Here is a 15214-nt window from a genome sequence, read left to right on the forward strand (position 1 = left end):
CGGCTGCGGGCCAGGTCCCAGGTCACTTCCGAAGGCGTGTCGTCAAATTGTCGGAGTGCCGCTTTGATGGCCTTTTCAGGAACACCGGCATGAATCGCCATGTCGTCTTTGATCACGCCTCACCGTAGCAAGAAAGGTTCAGCGCAAAAGGCTTCAGAGGATGGATGGTGCCCCTGAGGCATCGTCCTGTCCTGTCCTCAGGAACTCCACATCCAACCAGTACGCGGCGTCCTCGGTGTCCCCACCCTGCCAGGCCAGGCGCTCCTGCCACAGGTGCAGCGCGGCGCTCCGCTGCTCCGGGTGGCAGCCCAGGTAGTCGGCCAGTGCGGCCTCCTCCGCAGGCGCGAGACCGGAAGGCGGCCCTCCCCGCGACTCCTGGTAGGCGTCGTCGAGCAGGTCCACGATCTCGACGGGGGTATGGAACTGTGGCCCAACTCAGGAGGGGCACATCTGCAGGGATGAAGGGTTGGCCAGCACGAGGTATAGGGGGGCAAGGGGGGCACGAACTATCCCGCGGTCGCTCGATGCCTACCGTGACGTTCGAGATGACCTCCAACCTCCAGCCCAGTGAGTTCTGCGCGCCCCTGACCTCGTTCACCGGGGACGCTGGACGCTTGCATGTCTGCCCCACGGCTCAGGGCGTGCACATCACGGTGCAGCGGTACGACGGCCCGCCCCACGGGATGATGATCGAGCGCGAACAAGCCTTGGAACTCCTGCGCCTGCTGCAACAGGCCTTCCCCAAGCAGGGGTAGGAGCGGCCGGGGTGGCGAGCCTGCAAGACAAGGGGGACCGTGCAGGTTGTCCTGTCCGTGAAAGCAGGAAGAGGTCAGCCGGTCTTTAACGCTGCCTGAACACGCTGATTCTCCCCTCGCCCTCCCCCGTACCATGGGACCACGCCAAAGCGCAGGGCAACACGTCCTGTGACCCACGGCGCTCTCCTGGGGCCCACCTCCTCTGAAGGCGGGCCCTCCCTGATGCTCTCCGCAACCTTGGAGGCTTGCAGCACATCGAACTGCGCCCATGACGGACCACCCTGCCTTCTGTTCAGCCCGTGAACCTGGCCACATCTGGTGGCACAAGAGCGAGAGGGTGTATGACCAACGAGTCGGGGGGCCTGGAGAGCGGCGACGACAGCCTCAATGCGTTCAGTGGGCACAGCAGTGACTTTGGCCGCTTGCAGTGGGAAGCGCTGGAATGGGCGGTTCTCCTGCACGGCGGGCGCACCGCTGGCCCCTTCTCGCCTCCAGGGTTGGTGGAGGCCTGGCGGCACTACCTCTCGCAGGGCATTGGTCACCGGGTACTGATGTATCTCCTTACCGCTCACGGGCGGACGGTCTATCTCACGGGTCCCCACGAGGGCGTGGTGCCCCATGGCCTGTTGCTCAACCGTGGCACGGTTTCAGTCGCCGGGCTGGATGAGCGGGGGGCGGCCGTGTCCCTGAAACGGTTGGCTTTTCAGGACGTCTCCTGCTACGCGTTCGTGACGGGTAAAGACGAATTCCTGTCCTAGCCGCACACCAAGGCGCAAGGCTTCGACGGGCAGGGAACGTGGTGGAGGCTCCTTCAGGGCGTTCTAGGACGCCAGGTCCGGGGACGCTGGGTCCACTTGGGCCACGCGTTGACGGAGCAGGTCAACAAGATCCCCGAGTTCCTTGATTTGCTCGACCTGCTCATCAAGGAGGATTGGGGGGGGCCGTTGCTCGATGGCCTGAAGGCGCGTGAGGACGTCCTGGTCACTGAGGTCCTCGGCGAGTGCTCGGACTCCCCTGAGCATTTGCTGGAGGATCAGGGACGTCGGCATTCCCTCAGGGTAGGCGCGCCCTCTTGCTTCTGTATGAAAGACTACGGAAGGAGAGTCCTGCGTTCGTCCCTTCTTCTCTTTGAACAGCCTCAACTCGCGTTAAGGAGCCTAGGACAATTGGTCAGGACCAGGAGGACCGCGCCCTTATGCGCGCCGTGCTCAAGCCGTGCTGGGTTGAGGTGGATGGCCAGGGGAGGCCGTACCGCTTGCGCTGGCGCCATCAGGTCTGCCGGGTCACGCGAGTGATCCTCCGGTGGCGGATTGGGGGGCGGTGGTGGCTGGGTGAACCCGCCCGCACCTGTTGGCGTTTGCAGTGTGGGGCGTTCAGGGTAGTTGTTCACCAGTTCGACCCGACCTCTCCCCCCAGCCCGCTCCAGGGGTGGTGGGTCGTCCGGGTCCAGGACTGAACCAGGTTCCCCCTCACCCTGCACTCAGCCCCTGTTAGGCGGAGGGCGGGCCTCACTTCTCGCTCGGACTCGTGCGTTCCACCAGCTCCAACAGGTCTTTGTGCTGCTCCCGCTGCTTCGCCAGCGTGTTCGCCAGCTCCACGTGCTCCGAGAAGTGAGCGCCCGTCCATTGGTTTCGATTTCTGATGAGCCTGGAAGAAGTCTCCACCAGGTGCTGGGATTCGGCCTTCAAGCGCTGCATCTCGCGCTGCAACGCCTGTGCCCGCTCCAGTAGCTGGCTCAGGTCCGGTGGTTGACTCATCCCTCAAGGTAGGCCTGCCTGCCTCTGGAGAGGATCACCAGTGGCTTAAGGTCGGGGTTGGCCTTCCCCCTTGGGCCTCGACCCCATCCACACCCAGCGCGCCTGTCCCGAGATGACCGAAGTCTCAAGATTCCTGACAGACCCCCAGCACTACTGTACGCAGATGGTTTCCCAGCACAACAGCACCGACCGGAGCCCAGAGGAGGCCGGTCCCCCGTGCGACGCGTCCTGGTGATCGACGACTCGGTCGAGGACGCCCTGCTGCTCGAGCTGGCCTTTCAGGAGGTTGCGCCCGCGGTCGAGATCAGTCACGCCCTCGACGGTCAGCAAGCCCTGCAACTCCTTCAGGCGCCTCACGCCCCTGACCTGGTATTGCTGGATCTGCACCTGCCGGGTCAGCAGGGGTTGGACCTGCTGAACGCGCTGCGGGCACAGGTCGGGGATGAGGTGCGGGTGGTGTGCTGGAGCAGCTCTGCCTCGCCACGTGAGCTGGAGGCCATCGCGAGGCGGGAGAATGTGGCTTACGTGGAAAAGCCACTGAGGCATGAGAGCATGCTCATCCTGGTCCAGGGCTGGCTCACTAGCACGCCCTACCCCCGCAGGGCGTAGCCGATGCCCCGGACCGTCCGCACGACCTGGTACGCCCCAACTTCCCGCAACTTGGCGCGGATGTTCGCCATGTGCAGGTCGATCACGTGGCTCCCCTCCGGCAGCCACCCCTCCCAGAGCGCCTGATTGAGCTCCTCCCGGCGGTAGACCCGGCCGCGTTGCCGGGCCAGCACCAGCAGAATCCCCAACTCCGTCGGACTGAACAGCAGTTCGGTGCCCTTGTAGGACGCTCGCCGCTGGGCCGGGAACAGCGTCGGTTCCCCGACGGTCAGGCCGCCGAGACCTCCTCCCGCACGCCGACGCAACTGGGTGTGGATGCGGGCGATCAACTCCTCGCTGTGGAAGGGCTTGACCAGGTAGTCGTCCGCCCCCAGGGTCAGCAGCCGGATCTTCTCCTCCACCGTGTCCCGGGCGGTGAGGACGATGATCGGCACGCGGCTGTCGGCCCGCATCCGGCTGACCACGTCGCTGCCATCGAAGTCGGGCAGGCCGAGGTCCAGCAGGATCAGGTCGGGCTCCTGCTCGCGGGCCTGCATCAGGCCCGCCATCCCGGAATCGGCATGGTGGACAGCGAAGCCGTGGTCCTCCAGATCAAGCGTGAGGAGACGGGCGATATCGGCGGCGTCCTCAATGATGAGGATGCGCGGTGAGGGCACCCTTGCATGGTATGTGACCTCACCGGGAGGTGGGCAAAGGGAACAGGGGGGATGCGGCTCAGGCCTGTCGCTCCTCCAACCTCGCCCCCAGGAACTCCACGTCCAGCCAGTAGGCGGCGTCCTCCTCCCCGTCCCCACCCTGCCAGGCCAGCCGTTCCTGCCACAGGTGCAGCGCTTCCGACCGCGCCTCCTCATGGCACCCGAGGTAGTCGGCCAGCACATTGCGTTCGGCGGGCGCAAGCCCGGAGGAAGGGCCACCCCGGTCTTCCTGATAGGCATCGTCGAGCAGGTCCACGAGTTCGGCGGGGGTCAGGTCAGTAGGGCGCATGGCGGGAGGCTAGCGCGAGGGGTCCGGGCGGAGCAGGCGCGCTACGAACCCGAGTTGGCGAGGCCTTCCTAGACCGCCGAGCTTGACCTTGTTTCACCTGAATGTTAAGTTTCTCACATCCTAGGCGACGGCACGGAAGTGAAGCCACCCGGCTCTTCACCCTCTCATTGTCATGGCACGACCACACGGAAGGGGCTCATGTTGAGACTTCCTGTATTCCCGGCTGCTGCCCTCAGCACCCTCGCCCTCCTCACTGGTTGTGGCCAACAGCAGGCGCATCCCGCGGCGGGGATTTTCTCTGCCAATGCTTCTGCAGCAACCACTAATCCTCTCTTACAGCCCCAGAAGGTCGACCCAAGTAACCTTCGGCTTATCCCGGGTTTCGTCAGCAACATTTCTGTCGTTGCCACCACGGATGCGAATTACAAATGCCCCGATCAAGAAAAACAAAAACGCACCTTAGACATCAATAGTGGCAGTTCTAGCAACCATGTCTACGCCTGCGTTTCCTACACAACTGAAATGAACACGCCTCGGTTGACTATGCTAGATTTCGTTAAATACAGCAATCCAGTAGGTGTTGTCGGCGAACTTGATCAGTCGAGCCTAGATAGGGATTTGAGAAAAAAATGCAGTGATGGCGTAAACCGATCCGGCCAGACATTATACTATAGCCTCACCGATCTTAATAAAAACGTCAAGGGAGACTATATCTATCTGTGCTGGTATACGGGCAGGACACCGACATCAAGTAGTGATCGTACTGGTGCAAACTTACCTGGCTGGGCAGGATCTAAAACTCAGCACTTTGCCGGGGTCGGCGACGTCCAATTGTCCGGTTTCATTCGTGATTTCGATTTTGTAAGCTTCCCGCATTCTGAAGGCCAACCCGCTCCGCGGAAAATTCAGGCTAAGTGCGAAGCGCTGCTGGCGCACGAGCATCCAACCATGAGCGTCACCGTATTAGAAAGAGGTGGGCTCTATGATATTAGGTATGATTCCGAGCATAGCGAGGATTACGCTAATTTTAATTCCGGAACAAGTCTCGATTACGTTTACGGTTGTGCTGTAGTCGCACCCATAAGCGCCTTGCCCACTGTAAACATTACTATTAACGGCACTCCGGGCTACGGTGGGTGGTTCAAAGGACCTCAACGTCCTGTCGCACAAGTTAAGGTCGGAACCGAGTTCGTGTATAAGGCCAGTACACAGCCAAGATGTGGAACGAATCCTCCCGGCTACAACCAGTCTATGGGCCTTCGCCCCTCGACCCCATCGTACGATGACTTCTACTTGTCCACGGTCCCCCTGTCATTCGGCCAGAATGGGGAAGGCAGCGTGTTCTGCTCGCTCGACTGGCCTTGGTACATAGCGAGCGACGAGGCACATGTCAAATATGATAATGCCGCTCCCAGCGTCATCTTCTCCAACCGACACGAAAGTTACGCCATTGACGAAATGGTGGATATCAACTGCATCGCCAGTGATAATGTTTCTGGGGTCGCCAAGGTCTCCGGTCCCTGCAAACTGAAGGGGACTGCTGGTGAACTGCTCGCCAAAGCCAACATCCAGACCTCGCAGCTTCCGTACAGATTGAGTTACGAGGTGAAGGCGACAGATAACGCTGGCAATGAATCCGTGTGGCATTTAAGATTCGTCGTGCAGAAACCCGACGCTCAATCCTTCACCAACCTGACCAATGACCTGGTTCCCATCGTCCATGTCGCCGCTCGCCTGTCGATCTTGTCGACCTACATCACGTACTCCTGGACGCCCGAACGCAAACAGGCGCTGGTGAACGGCTACCGCCAGTACCTCCGGGATTCCATGAAGCAGGGCGTGCCCCAACACGCCGTCGACGTCCTGTCGTTCCTGGTTGGGTACCTCTAACCGCCTGGCTGCAACAAAAAAGCCCCCTCCCGCCCCAGCCGAAGCTGAGAGGGAGGGGGGCATTTTGGAGCCATCAATTCGAAGAGCTGGTTCCCTACTTCGCCAGCCAGCCTTGCATCTCGCGCCAACTGCCGCGCCCGTAGCCGTCCTCTCCCCCACCGTGCAGTTGGCGCCACTGCCAGGCGTTCGCCTCCCGGGCCATCGTCGCCCACGCTCCGTCCTTGCGTTGAGCGTGGTAGAGCTGGCGCTCCTGCGTGTCGCTGTCAGTGGTCGGTAGGGGGCGGCCGGGCCGGAAGTCAGTCACGAGGACAGAGGGTACTACGGGAAGTCAGCGCGTCCACACCTTCTCGCTCCAACCGCCTTCCCTTAACCCCAGCTTTAAGAACTTCACAGACTTGCCGCACCCCTGCTCCTACACTCAGTGCACGCCAAGGCAAGGGATCGACGAGCTGCGGCGCATTGCCCTTCCTTCCATTTCCAGCTTTATTCCGGCCCGCCTCCTCTGAGGGCGGGTCTTCTCTCTGCGGGCTTGCAGACCGCCCCTCGAGCATGTGAAAGTGGGCGTACGGGCACAGCACAGTGAAACGGAGCAGAAAGCTGGAACGCTGCTGCCCGGAGAGGAGCACGATGCAAAGGAACAGACGACCGGCATGGGTGGTAGGTTCAATCTCAGCTCTGGCACTCTCCGCCTGCGGATCAGTTCAACAGCAGGTCCCACAAGCACTCCTCCAGCCGCAGATCACCTTCGGTCAGCGGGACGGGGGCGAGCACCCCTACGTCGGCACCCTCCTGTTCGTGCAGAACGGGGAAGGTTATTTCAGCTGCACCGGCACCCTCCTCACGCCCACGGTGATGCTCACCGCCGGACACTGCGTGGAAGGCACGGGCGGTAAGGCGAACGACGAGACGTGGGTCCGCTTCGACGAGGACGCCATCTCGGATTACTTCGCGCCCACCTCTGCCTGGCTGGCCGCCAAATGGATCAAGGCGAAAACCGTCATCCCACACCCACTGTATGACGATTACTCCGCGTTCCCGGATACGTATGACGTGGGGCTGGTGATCCTTAGCCAGCCGGTCAACGTGGGCACCTATGGCAAGCTTCCCCCGTTGGGGTACTTCGACACAACTCCACAGGCTCAGTTGAAAGCCCAATTGTTCGAGCCCGTAGGGTACGGCTTGTTGGGCAAAGCGCCGCCGACCAGCAACAAGCCCATCCCGGACGACTACGCCCGGTATAAGGGCCTGCAGCGCTTCATCGAGGTGAACAGCACCAACACGGGCACCCAGAGCGTGAAGCTCACCAACAATCCCGGCGCGGGCAACGGTGGGGGCGGCACCTGCAACGGCGACTCTGGTGGCCCCACCCTGTTCAACAACACCAGCGTGATCGCTGCCGTCAATTCCTTCAGCGTGACGCCCAACTGCAAGGGCAACGACTTCATGTTCCGGATGGACACCCGGCTCGCCCAGGACTTCGTCAAGCCGTACCTGCGTTGAGACCAGCCGCGAGGGGTGGAGTGGCCTGGTCGCTCACCTCCTGAGCAGAAGGCGGGACAATACAGCACCTGTCTCAGGTCAAGCTCTGCCCCTTCCCGACAACCCGGCGCCCCGCTCGTTTGTCGTTGAGCAGGGCTTTTCTTTGGCCGGTCACTCTGCCCGGTTCCCCTCGCCCGGCCCCACGAACTCCACGTCCAGCCAGTAGGCGGCGTCGTCAGTGTCCCCACCCTGCCAGGCGAGGCGTTCCTGCCAGAGATGCAGCGCCTCGGCACGAGCCTCCTCGTGGCAGCCGAGGTAGTCGGCCAGGGCCTCACGCTCCGCGAGGGCCAGTCCTGCGGGGGGACCGCCCCGATCCTCCTGGTAAGCGTCGTCGAGGAGGTCTACGAGTTCGGCGGGAGTCAGGTCGGCGGGGCGCATATTGGCGCAGAGGGTAGCGTGGTGTCCGAGACGAGAATGCGGCAAAACAGTGACACGCCGCGTGGCAGCATCTCCCTATGGGCCGTGAACAGGAAGTCCGGGTGCTCCTCAGCCAGAGCGAGCTGGCCTTGGTGGGCGCCGCCGCGCAGCAGACGGGGATGGAGTTGTCCGCCTTTCTCCGCCACGCCGCGCTGGCCCTTGCGGGGGACCTCCGGCCACAGCGTTACACCAAGTACGAGCTGAACAGCATTTACCGGGAGGCGGCGAGCCGGGGCCACGTCTGGGAGGAGCACGAACTGCGCGAGCGAGGACTTCCGCTCTACTGGAGCGAGCCCTGGGTGCGCGCCCGGCTCGCGGAGGGCAAATCCACGAAGCAACTGGCGATTCTCAGCGGTTCCCATGAACGCAGCGTGCAGAACCATGTGCGAACCTTGCACGGGATCAGGGCGTTCCGCACCCTGACGGACGCGGAGATCATCTCCATCCCGGAACGCTACGCGGCGGGCGAGCCCCGGAAGGAGATTGCCGCCGACCTGGGCGTGTCCAACGTGACCATCGGGAAGTACCTCAAAGGGCTGCCCACCGAGCGGGAACGCGACGCCCGGGAAGTGCGCGAGCAGATGGCCTCACCACTGGTGGAGCTGGATGAGGCGACCGGACCCGTCCCACCGAACGTGCAGGGGCTGCGCGACTGGTCCGACCGGCTGTTTGCGGAGCGTGCGGCCACCCTGAGCTGGCCAACGTCCACCGAGAGGATTGCCGACGTGCTGTTTGGGGGCAACCGGGTGGTCGCCCGGAGCTGGACGGGCCGCATGCTCCGGAAAAGGCGCCTGGTGAGGCTGACGAAGGGCTGGTTCGATCTGGCAAACGGAGGCGAGCCGAAGCAGGAGCAACAGTGAGGTGAGGGATTGCACGCGCGTGCACAACAACGGCCCACGCCCTATGGAGCGTGGGCCGGACGAGGTGGCCTCAACCTGTTACTGCTCCTCCCAGGTGCGCTGCGAGGGCCAGAAGGTGTTGGCGGTGAACTTGGTGGTGGCGGGGAAGTAGGGGGGCACCGCCCCACCGTTCAGAAAGCGCTTGTCGTAGTGAAAATCGTCGTCGTAACCCTTGGCGAGGTTGAAATTCCCGTCCGCCAGGCCGCGCAACTGGTCCAAACTCTCCGCCAGGCTGCCGAACAGGTGGATCTTCCCGCGGTTGCCGAAGGTCACGGTGCCCTCGTCAATTCCCTCCACCTTGAGGCCCTTCCCGCTGGCCCCAGCGAGCATTGATCCCATGACATACACATCATTCGGCGCGTTCCTGCCGATCAGGACGTGGCCCTGACCACTGATCAGTCCCAGCACGTTCTTGGCGTTCGGGCTCTGCCGGGGGTCGTTGGTGTAGGTCAGGTCGCCTTGAATCTTCATGTCCCCGCTGGAGGCGATGTTGAGCTGCGAGTCGGGGGCGAGGGCGGGCGGAACTTGCGTCGGCACCGAGTTGCTGGGCGCGGGGCTGGGTACAGTCCCGGTGCGGGCCGGGCCTTGCAGGGACAGAATGCTCCCGTTGGCATAGAGCTGCCCATTGGGCACCCCCTGGAGCGTCGTGCTGGTGCTGCCGCTCGTGACGGTGGTGGTCTTGGCGGTGTAGCTCACCTCGATGCGCGTGACGACGCCCGCCGCGTCAGTGATGTTGTACACCTGGTTACTGCCGTTCACGGACAGGCGAACATCCTGGGCGTTCCCCTGAATGAAAATTCCACCCGACACGCTCCCATTTTTCTTGGGCACGTAAACGCCACTCGTGGGAACGCAACTCGACGTCTGCCCGGTGGCCTGACAGATTTCGGCATTGGTCAGCGCGTCGGTGGCGTTGTTCTCGTCCAGCCCCAGTGCGGCTCGGGCCTGGGAGTACGCATTGTTGGGGAGCGGCACGGAGTCCGTCACATGCTGCTGACCGTACCCGCCGTAGCCCGGCTGGGTGCAGTCATTCGTTTGGTTGGCTGTGGCCTGCCAGGTCCTGGCCGAGCAGTTGTACATCAAGGTGGTGGGTGACGCGACGGTCAGGCCGTACTGAAAGACGGGTGTGCCCGCCAGCGCGAGGTTCTTGTTGAAGTGGACCGGCCCGTCGAAAGCTGAGCCTGTGCCGAAATACCCGCCAGAGGTGGAGCCCCCATCGTCGGCAAGCAGCACGTACTGGTTGAGGTACTGACGTCCCAGTACCAAGCGCATGGTGCCGCCGGTGGTGACGGTGCGGCGGAAGGTGCTGCTGGTCCCCACCCCCTGGATGGTGTAGTCCACGTAGTAGACCTGCCCAGCCTTCGAGAAGCTCGCCTCGTCCACCCGCATGTTGGTGAACTGGAGCTGTCCGGTGGAGCTGCCCCCGTTGTCAGGGGCGACGATGCTCACGGTGGTTCCGCTCATGCCATTGAGCGCGGTCAGAACCGAGGAGTATGAGCCCTCGGGGATGATGGGGTCCTGGTCAGCGCTCTTGCCACTTGTGGAAAAGGCGGTTGCATACGGCTTCAGCACGTCATTCGTGCTCTTCAGGCCCTCGTTGACAAGGGTGCCGGTCACCTGGGCCACGCTTGCCTCCGCAAGCGCCCGCGCGCGCACGAGACCCTGGCTGGAATTGGTTTGCATCAGTTCGCTCACCGAATTACTCGTCAGCATGAAGGTGATCAGCAGCACCAGCACCATCACCGCGAGGGCGCTGGCGAGGGCAAAGCCCTGGGTGGGACGATGCATGGGGCCTCCGGAAGACTCAGGGCGCCGCATTCAGGGTCGCCTTGCGCATGAACACGCTGTTGGTGAGGGAGAAGGTGGGCGTCCCGCCCGAGGTGCGGGTGCGGGATTCCTGACCCGTCAAGGTCACCCGCACGACGCTTGGGGAGTTGGTGGGTGCATTGGAAAAGGTCAGGCCGTCAGGGGAATACTCCAGCTTGAGCCCGCTGATGTAGTAGGCGACCACCTGGGGGTCCTGCCCGTCAATCTGCCGGTACAGCGTTGATACGTTCTGCGTGCCGAGCTGCGCGGTGCCGACGTAGTACCGGATCACGCTGATCTTGATCAGCGCCGCGTCCGGCGACCACGACATGTCGTCCAGGGTGTAGCCGTGGTGCTGCAACTTGATGTTGCCGTTCCCGCCACCCGAGTCGTTCCCGGTGCAGGGATTGGTTTCGTGCGTCTGCACCCAGCGGGTCTGGGTCCCCACCATGACCAGGGCCCAGTCATCGCCGGTGAACACATCGGAACAGGAGCGCCCCGCGCTGTTGGGCGAGTTCACGGGGGTCACCGCATTCCGCGAGAAGGAATTGCTGCTGGGGTAGCCGCCCGGCTTGGGGATGGTGAAGTAGCCGTTCGTGTTGGCGGTGGTGATGCTCAGCACCTGGTTGGTGCTGAGCACACTCTTCAGGTCCGTGGGCACGCTGGCCTCGCTGTACAGTACTCGGGAACCGGTAGCCTGACGCAGGTCCTGGGCGATGACCTCCAGGCTGGACCGCACGCTCTCCTGGAGGGGAATTCGCTCCTGCTCCACGCTCTGCACCCGGGCGGTGGTGGTGAGCAGCGCGCTGGCCGCGCCGATTACGATCAGGGCAAGCGCCGCCGCCACCAGCAGCTCGATGAGCGTGAAACCGCTCTGCCTACTGGGTGAAGCGGGTGTAGACGTTGACACGCTGTTCCTCCTTTTGCTGCCAGGCCACGGTGACACTCAGGGCCCACACGGTGGCGTTCATGCCGCTGGAGATGGGCGTGGCGACGATGGTGGATTTGAAGGGCACGAACTGGGTGTTCAGGGTGGCGCCGTCCGCCACATGGGACGCGATGGCCGTGTCCTTGGTGTAGTCGCGCTTGTAGTCGTAAGTGCAGGTCACGACCTTGGTCGCCGACTTGGTGCACACCCCGGCAACCGTATCCAGAGGCTCACGGCCGCTGCGGTACCGGTCGAGCCAGGTTTCGGCGGCCGTCAGGGCCTGGCTGCGTGTCCGGGACTTTGAGTTGCTGAGCATGCTGGCCGTCAGCAGGGGCATCACGGAGGCGACGATCACCAGCACAATCACGATCGCCACGAGCACCTCGGTGATCGTCAGGCCGTCCTGGCGCCTCACGAGAGCCTCGCGAAGCCCAGGGCCGTCACGCGCACGGTGAGCTTCGTCTTGCTGTCCCCACCCAGAAACGTGGTGTTCGTGGTGGCGTTGCCCCCGCTCAGCGTGGCATTGGCGAAGCCCCGGGTGTCGAAGGTGTAGGCGGTGGCGACGTTGGTCAGGGTCAGCCGGGCGCGGGTGAAGTTGGTCGTCCGGATGGTCTTCCAGGTTGTGCCGTTTTGTGCTTCGACCGTGTACTTGTCCGAAGCCAGGGTGAGACGGTAGGGCACGCCTTCGCTCATGGTCTTGGTGCGGTACAGGTTGAAGTCGGCGGCCAGCCCGGAGAGATCGGAGCGGATCCGCTGGCTCTGAATCCAGGGCATCAGCATGAGTGCAGCGATGCTGAGCAGGATGCCCAGCACGCCGAGCACCACCAGCAATTCGAGGAGGGTAAAGCCCGCTTGGGCACGTGGAGGCGACACGCCTCCAGTATCCGGAGCTCACTTCCTGCGCATCAGTCCCCGATTGGGGGAATAAGTGTGATGTTTTCCCGATTTATGCGCCAGAGAATGGCCGTTGGCTTCTGGGCCACTGGATTCCTAGATGAAGTGCAGCGGCCCGGGCCCTTCGCGCCTCGCCCTAGACCTAAGCCAGCGTGGGGCACCGCCGTCATGTCACCAGGGCACGAAGTAACGTCGTGAAGGCAGACCAGGTGAACCCGAGCAACACGACCACGACGGTGAAGGTCACGACGGCCAGGATCCAGAGCCCAGGCCGGGAGGGCTGATGTGGCATACCGCACTCTAAGCCTGGGCCTCCGTTGCGGCCTTCAGACGGCAAGGGTGCTGGCTCAACTTGTCGGGTGGGGTAGGGGTGCCCCTACCTGTACCCCCGCTGCTCGCAGCTTGTTCTGCCAGCGCTCACTCGGCGGGGGCCAGGCCGGAGGAGGCGCCGCCTCGGTCCTCTCGTTAGGCATCGTCGAGCAGGTCCACACGCTCGGGAGTGGTGAGGTCAACGGGGCGCATGGGAAGGCAGAGTAGCGCTCAACCCGCGTCCTCAAGTTCAGCATCAAGCCAGTTCAAGGTGTAAAAGGCGGCCTCTAGGCGGGGCGGGACATCCCGCCCCGCCTGCGTCCTGGCCCACTCTCTCCAGTAGCCGATAGCCTCAGCCCAACTTTGCCTTGAGCCGACGTCGCATCTCCTTTTCCCTCCCACGAGCACGCCGACATTCTAGACAGATTCGCTGCTTCCCATTGAAGTAGGTGTTTTTTTCGGTGAACGGATGTCCATGTTTGCAATGCGTTTTTCTGGCATTTCTAGCACCAGTCCCAATACCTCGCAGAGTGTTTACCCCAGCGGTAACCACATCTAAATGATCGGGGTTAACGCAGAGAGTATTCCTGCAAACATGGTCTACAACCATATCAGTCGGGATGTTCCTACCAGCCAGAACTAAGGCAATACGGTGAGCTTTATAAAGCTTTTGCCGAATTCTGCACACTCCATAAGGCGTTGGCTTATGGGAGTCGTGCGCCCCTGTCCATATCCAGCACGTCTGCGTTTTCTTGACCTTTTCTTGAAACCGGGTCTTGTCCAACTCGGTCAGGGCGGGGATTTCATGTGCAGGTAGTCTCATATCCGCCTCTCGAAGACAGGTGACAGCGCCCGCCCAGAAAGGCGGGCGGGAGTCGGCTTACTCAGTCGGCGGCGTTCTCGTGCTCGGGGAGGGCTCGAACATCCTCCTGAGCGGGCGGGTCCCCCGTGCGTCCCCAGGTATCAAACTTCTCTTCCCGGCCCCACAACACGAAGGCCAGGGTCTCGGCCAAGTCCTTGCCAGCCTTGACGAGGATCGGGCTCACAAACTGCTCGCGCACGTAATCCTCGCGTTCAATAATCCTCGCCCCTCGCGCGAAAACCAGGAGGCGGTCGGTGGGCCAAATGCTGTACAGCCCGCCGCCCTTCTGGAGGTTTAGGCGTCGGGTGAAGTGGACGCCGTTCTCGCGCAGGAACAGGACGAGGGTCTTCTTGTCGGACGTAAGGCGGGCGTCCACCAGTTCAGGAACGGGGCGATTCATGCCGCCACCTCGACTTCCTCGCGCACACGCTTGACCATGCCGTACCGCGCCTCGTGCCTCAGCTCGGCAAAGACACCTTCCTGGTAGTCGGCCAGCAGGTGTGCCGGGCAGGAGATGGTGCCGGTGGTGTAGGCGAAGAGAGCGCCGTCGTGAACCACCGCCGTCACGGGGGTGCTGGGGCCGTACACATTCACGCGCGTGAACGTGTAGGTGCCATCAGGAACGCGAGGGGTAACTGTGCCGTACAGTGACATACGAACCTCCTTAGGGTTCCCAAAAAGCCCTTGCCCGTCCCCGCCAAGAGATTGAGCGGGGCTTTTTGGCACCTCTATAGTAAAACTCTCCGATTGACTTGTCAATCTCTGCGTTTTACACTTGATACCGTAAGGAGGTGAGGGACATCGAAGCCGAACTTATGGCACAGATTGAGGCTGCGATGCGACGGTCGGGCAAGACTCAAGCTGACTTCGCCGCGCACAAGGGGGTCTCACGACAGTCAGTAAACCCCTATTTCAACGGCAAGCGCAGCTTGTTTACGGAGACAGGCCGCGACCTGCTGGAGTTTTTGGGGCTCCGCATCCGCCTGGAACCTATAGAGCCTGACTCCGACTCCAAAAAAACCTCCTAACTGCCCCTGTCCCGGACAGTTGCAAAGGAAAGGCCCCCGCATTGAAGGGGGCCTTCAGTTGGAGGGGCTTACCACTCGCCCACTGGCGTCACAACAGTGTCACATTGGCGTATCAAAGAGGCGGTTGTGAAAAGGTTAGTTGGCGTCTAGGACGCAATCCCTCATCCCGAAGATGGACCAAAAGCGTACCAAAGGCGTCACAACAGCGTCACACTGCAAAATTTGCATTTACTGTCGTGAGCCAGCCTGCTACTTTGTTTCTCGGTAGCGGAATGCAACTGTTACCAAAGCCGCGAGCGGCCCCCATCCGCCAAGATTCAGGGCCGCTCACTCCAAAGCAAGCGCGCAGGCGTTTGCGCCGTCGCTTGATCTGTAACCTCACGTTACATCGTGTCCCCTTCTGGGGACAAGTATGGACCCCGGACAGTATGAGTGCTGAACGTCTGGAGAGGGTACAGACGCCCGCAAGGAGCGCATTCCCACATGTTAGCCGTACGCCATACATCCACTCCTCCAGTCCCAGAGGGCGCCTCATGA

21 protein-coding genes are annotated in these 15214 nt (G+C 62.4%); 7 read left to right on the forward strand and 14 right to left on the reverse strand.

Annotated elements, in window-relative coordinates; translation table 11 throughout:
- Positions 1–153: 153 nt before the first annotated feature.
- A complete protein-coding gene (locus tag F784_RS0100010; RefSeq protein WP_019584622.1) occupies positions 154–402 on the reverse strand; it encodes a hypothetical protein in 249 nt (82 codons plus the stop codon).
- 122 nt (positions 403–524) lie between these two features.
- On the opposite strand from F784_RS0100010, the gene F784_RS0100015 reads away from it, so the two are divergent.
- Both F784_RS0100015 and F784_RS0100020 read left to right on the forward strand, forming a co-directional pair.
- Complete coding sequence (locus F784_RS0100015) at positions 525–755, forward strand: hypothetical protein (protein ID WP_019584623.1); 231 nt, start codon at positions 525–527, stop codon at positions 753–755.
- Positions 756–1096: 341 nt separating this feature from the next.
- Positions 1097–1513, forward strand: coding sequence for a hypothetical protein (locus F784_RS0100020; RefSeq protein ID WP_019584624.1), 417 nt, complete (start codon positions 1097–1099; stop codon positions 1511–1513).
- Positions 1514–1576: 63 nt separating this feature from the next.
- Here the strand turns inward: F784_RS0100020 and F784_RS26750 are convergent, their stop codons facing one another.
- Together F784_RS26750 and F784_RS0100035 are read right to left on the reverse strand one after the other, a co-directional pair.
- A complete protein-coding gene (locus F784_RS26750) occupies positions 1577–1804 on the reverse strand; it encodes a hypothetical protein (RefSeq protein ID WP_019584625.1) in 228 nt (75 codons plus the stop codon).
- A 459-nt stretch (positions 1805–2263) separates the two neighbouring features.
- The gene (locus F784_RS0100035; protein ID WP_019584627.1) at positions 2264–2512 is read right to left on the reverse strand and encodes a hypothetical protein; all 249 of its coding nucleotides are present in this window, start codon (positions 2510–2512) and stop codon (positions 2264–2266) included.
- 216 nt (positions 2513–2728) lie between these two features.
- Between F784_RS0100035 and F784_RS0100040 the strand changes: the two genes are divergently transcribed.
- Positions 2729–3121, forward strand: a complete 393-nt coding sequence (locus F784_RS0100040) for a response regulator (protein ID WP_019584628.1) — start codon at positions 2729–2731, stop codon at positions 3119–3121.
- Here F784_RS0100040 and F784_RS0100045 read toward each other — a convergent pair.
- Positions 3103–3777, reverse strand: a complete 675-nt coding sequence (locus F784_RS0100045) for a response regulator transcription factor (protein WP_019584629.1) — start codon at positions 3775–3777, stop codon at positions 3103–3105. The two genes, F784_RS0100040 and F784_RS0100045, sit on opposite strands and share 19 nt — an antisense overlap.
- A gap of 58 nt (positions 3778–3835) precedes the next feature.
- On the reverse strand, positions 3836–4105 hold the full coding sequence (locus F784_RS0100050; RefSeq protein ID WP_019584630.1) for a hypothetical protein: 270 nt from the start codon (positions 4103–4105) through the stop codon (positions 3836–3838).
- A 198-nt stretch (positions 4106–4303) separates the two neighbouring features.
- On the opposite strand from F784_RS0100050, the gene F784_RS26940 reads away from it, so the two are divergent.
- Positions 4304–5995, forward strand: coding sequence for a hypothetical protein (locus F784_RS26940; protein WP_245557727.1), 1692 nt, complete (start codon positions 4304–4306; stop codon positions 5993–5995).
- Positions 5996–6089: 94 nt separating this feature from the next.
- Here the strand turns inward: F784_RS26940 and F784_RS0100060 are convergent, their stop codons facing one another.
- Positions 6090–6299 carry a hypothetical protein gene (locus F784_RS0100060; protein ID WP_019584632.1) on the reverse strand — a complete coding sequence of 70 codons (210 nt, stop codon included), beginning with the start codon at positions 6297–6299 and terminating at the stop codon, positions 6090–6092.
- Positions 6300–6622: 323 nt separating this feature from the next.
- On the opposite strand from F784_RS0100060, the gene F784_RS0100065 reads away from it, so the two are divergent.
- Complete coding sequence (locus tag F784_RS0100065) at positions 6623–7495, forward strand: trypsin-like serine protease (RefSeq protein ID WP_157464911.1); 873 nt, start codon at positions 6623–6625, stop codon at positions 7493–7495.
- Positions 7496–7645: 150 nt separating this feature from the next.
- Here the strand turns inward: F784_RS0100065 and F784_RS0100070 are convergent, their stop codons facing one another.
- Entirely contained in the window at positions 7646–7912 is a 267-nt protein-coding gene (locus F784_RS0100070; protein ID WP_019584634.1) for a hypothetical protein, read from the reverse strand.
- A 77-nt stretch (positions 7913–7989) separates the two neighbouring features.
- Here F784_RS0100070 and F784_RS0100075 point away from each other — a divergent pair, with 77 nt between their 5' ends.
- Entirely contained in the window at positions 7990–8811 is an 822-nt protein-coding gene (locus tag F784_RS0100075) for a helix-turn-helix domain-containing protein (protein WP_157464912.1), read from the forward strand.
- A gap of 78 nt (positions 8812–8889) precedes the next feature.
- Here F784_RS0100075 and F784_RS0100080 read toward each other — a convergent pair whose 3' ends face one another.
- The 7 genes from F784_RS0100080 to F784_RS0100120 form a co-directional block, all read right to left on the reverse strand.
- Positions 8890–10638: a DUF4900 domain-containing protein gene (locus F784_RS0100080; protein ID WP_019584636.1), complete on the reverse strand. Its 1749-nt coding sequence runs from the start codon at positions 10636–10638 to the stop codon at positions 8890–8892.
- A gap of 16 nt (positions 10639–10654) precedes the next feature.
- The gene (locus F784_RS0100085) at positions 10655–11566 is read right to left on the reverse strand and encodes a PilW family protein (RefSeq protein ID WP_169405624.1); all 912 of its coding nucleotides are present in this window, start codon (positions 11564–11566) and stop codon (positions 10655–10657) included.
- On the reverse strand, positions 11535–11999 hold the full coding sequence (locus F784_RS0100090) for a prepilin-type N-terminal cleavage/methylation domain-containing protein (RefSeq protein ID WP_019584638.1): 465 nt from the start codon (positions 11997–11999) through the stop codon (positions 11535–11537). Before F784_RS0100090 ends, F784_RS0100085 begins: the two co-directional genes overlap by 32 nt.
- Positions 11996–12457: a prepilin-type N-terminal cleavage/methylation domain-containing protein gene (locus F784_RS24320; RefSeq protein ID WP_019584639.1), complete on the reverse strand. Its 462-nt coding sequence runs from the start codon at positions 12455–12457 to the stop codon at positions 11996–11998. The genes F784_RS0100090 and F784_RS24320 overlap by 4 nt, the downstream gene beginning before the upstream one ends.
- A 682-nt stretch (positions 12458–13139) precedes the next feature.
- Positions 13140–13610, reverse strand: coding sequence for an HNH endonuclease signature motif containing protein (locus F784_RS27730; protein ID WP_083939107.1), 471 nt, complete (start codon positions 13608–13610; stop codon positions 13140–13142).
- Between the two features lie 61 nt (positions 13611–13671).
- Entirely contained in the window at positions 13672–14049 is a 378-nt protein-coding gene (locus tag F784_RS0100115; protein ID WP_019584641.1) for a hypothetical protein, read from the reverse strand.
- Positions 14046–14303, reverse strand: a complete 258-nt coding sequence (locus tag F784_RS0100120) for a hypothetical protein (protein WP_019584642.1) — start codon at positions 14301–14303, stop codon at positions 14046–14048. The genes F784_RS0100115 and F784_RS0100120 overlap by 4 nt, the downstream gene beginning before the upstream one ends.
- Positions 14304–14440: 137 nt before the next feature.
- Between F784_RS0100120 and F784_RS0100125 the strand changes: the two genes are divergently transcribed.
- Positions 14441–14677 carry a helix-turn-helix domain-containing protein gene (locus F784_RS0100125; protein WP_026332149.1) on the forward strand — a complete coding sequence of 79 codons (237 nt, stop codon included), beginning with the start codon at positions 14441–14443 and terminating at the stop codon, positions 14675–14677.
- Positions 14678–15214 lie beyond the last annotated feature (537 nt).

This window comes from Deinococcus apachensis DSM 19763 (assembly GCF_000381345.1).
GTDB lineage: Bacteria > Deinococcota > Deinococci > Deinococcales > Deinococcaceae > Deinococcus > Deinococcus apachensis.

Bases quoted from the DNA above. Each gene is read 5' to 3' on its own strand.
- F784_RS0100115 (WP_019584641.1), bottom strand. From the start codon at position 14,049: ATGAATCGCCCCGTTCCTGAACTGGTGGACGCCCGCCTTACGTCCGAC.
- F784_RS0100080 (WP_019584636.1), bottom strand. From the start codon at position 10,638: ATGCATCGTCCCACCCAGGGCTTTGCCCTCGCCAGCGCCCTCGCGGTG.
- F784_RS0100065 (WP_157464911.1), top strand. From the start codon at position 6,623: ATGCAAAGGAACAGACGACCGGCATGGGTGGTAGGTTCAATCTCAGCT.
- F784_RS0100075 (WP_157464912.1), top strand. From the start codon at position 7,990: ATGGGCCGTGAACAGGAAGTCCGGGTGCTCCTCAGCCAGAGCGAGCTG.
- F784_RS26750 (WP_019584625.1), bottom strand. From the start codon at position 1,804: ATGCCGACGTCCCTGATCCTCCAGCAAATGCTCAGGGGAGTCCGAGCA.
- F784_RS0100035 (WP_019584627.1), bottom strand. From the start codon at position 2,512: ATGAGTCAACCACCGGACCTGAGCCAGCTACTGGAGCGGGCACAGGCG.
- F784_RS0100070 (WP_019584634.1), bottom strand. From the start codon at position 7,912: ATGCGCCCCGCCGACCTGACTCCCGCCGAACTCGTAGACCTCCTCGAC.
- F784_RS27730 (WP_083939107.1), bottom strand. From the start codon at position 13,610: ATGAGACTACCTGCACATGAAATCCCCGCCCTGACCGAGTTGGACAAG.
- F784_RS0100050 (WP_019584630.1), bottom strand. From the start codon at position 4,105: ATGCGCCCTACTGACCTGACCCCCGCCGAACTCGTGGACCTGCTCGAC.
- F784_RS26940 (WP_245557727.1), top strand. From the start codon at position 4,304: ATGTTGAGACTTCCTGTATTCCCGGCTGCTGCCCTCAGCACCCTCGCC.
- F784_RS0100120 (WP_019584642.1), bottom strand. From the start codon at position 14,303: ATGTCACTGTACGGCACAGTTACCCCTCGCGTTCCTGATGGCACCTAC.
- F784_RS0100020 (WP_019584624.1), top strand. From the start codon at position 1,097: ATGACCAACGAGTCGGGGGGCCTGGAGAGCGGCGACGACAGCCTCAAT.
- F784_RS0100015 (WP_019584623.1), top strand. From the start codon at position 525: ATGCCTACCGTGACGTTCGAGATGACCTCCAACCTCCAGCCCAGTGAG.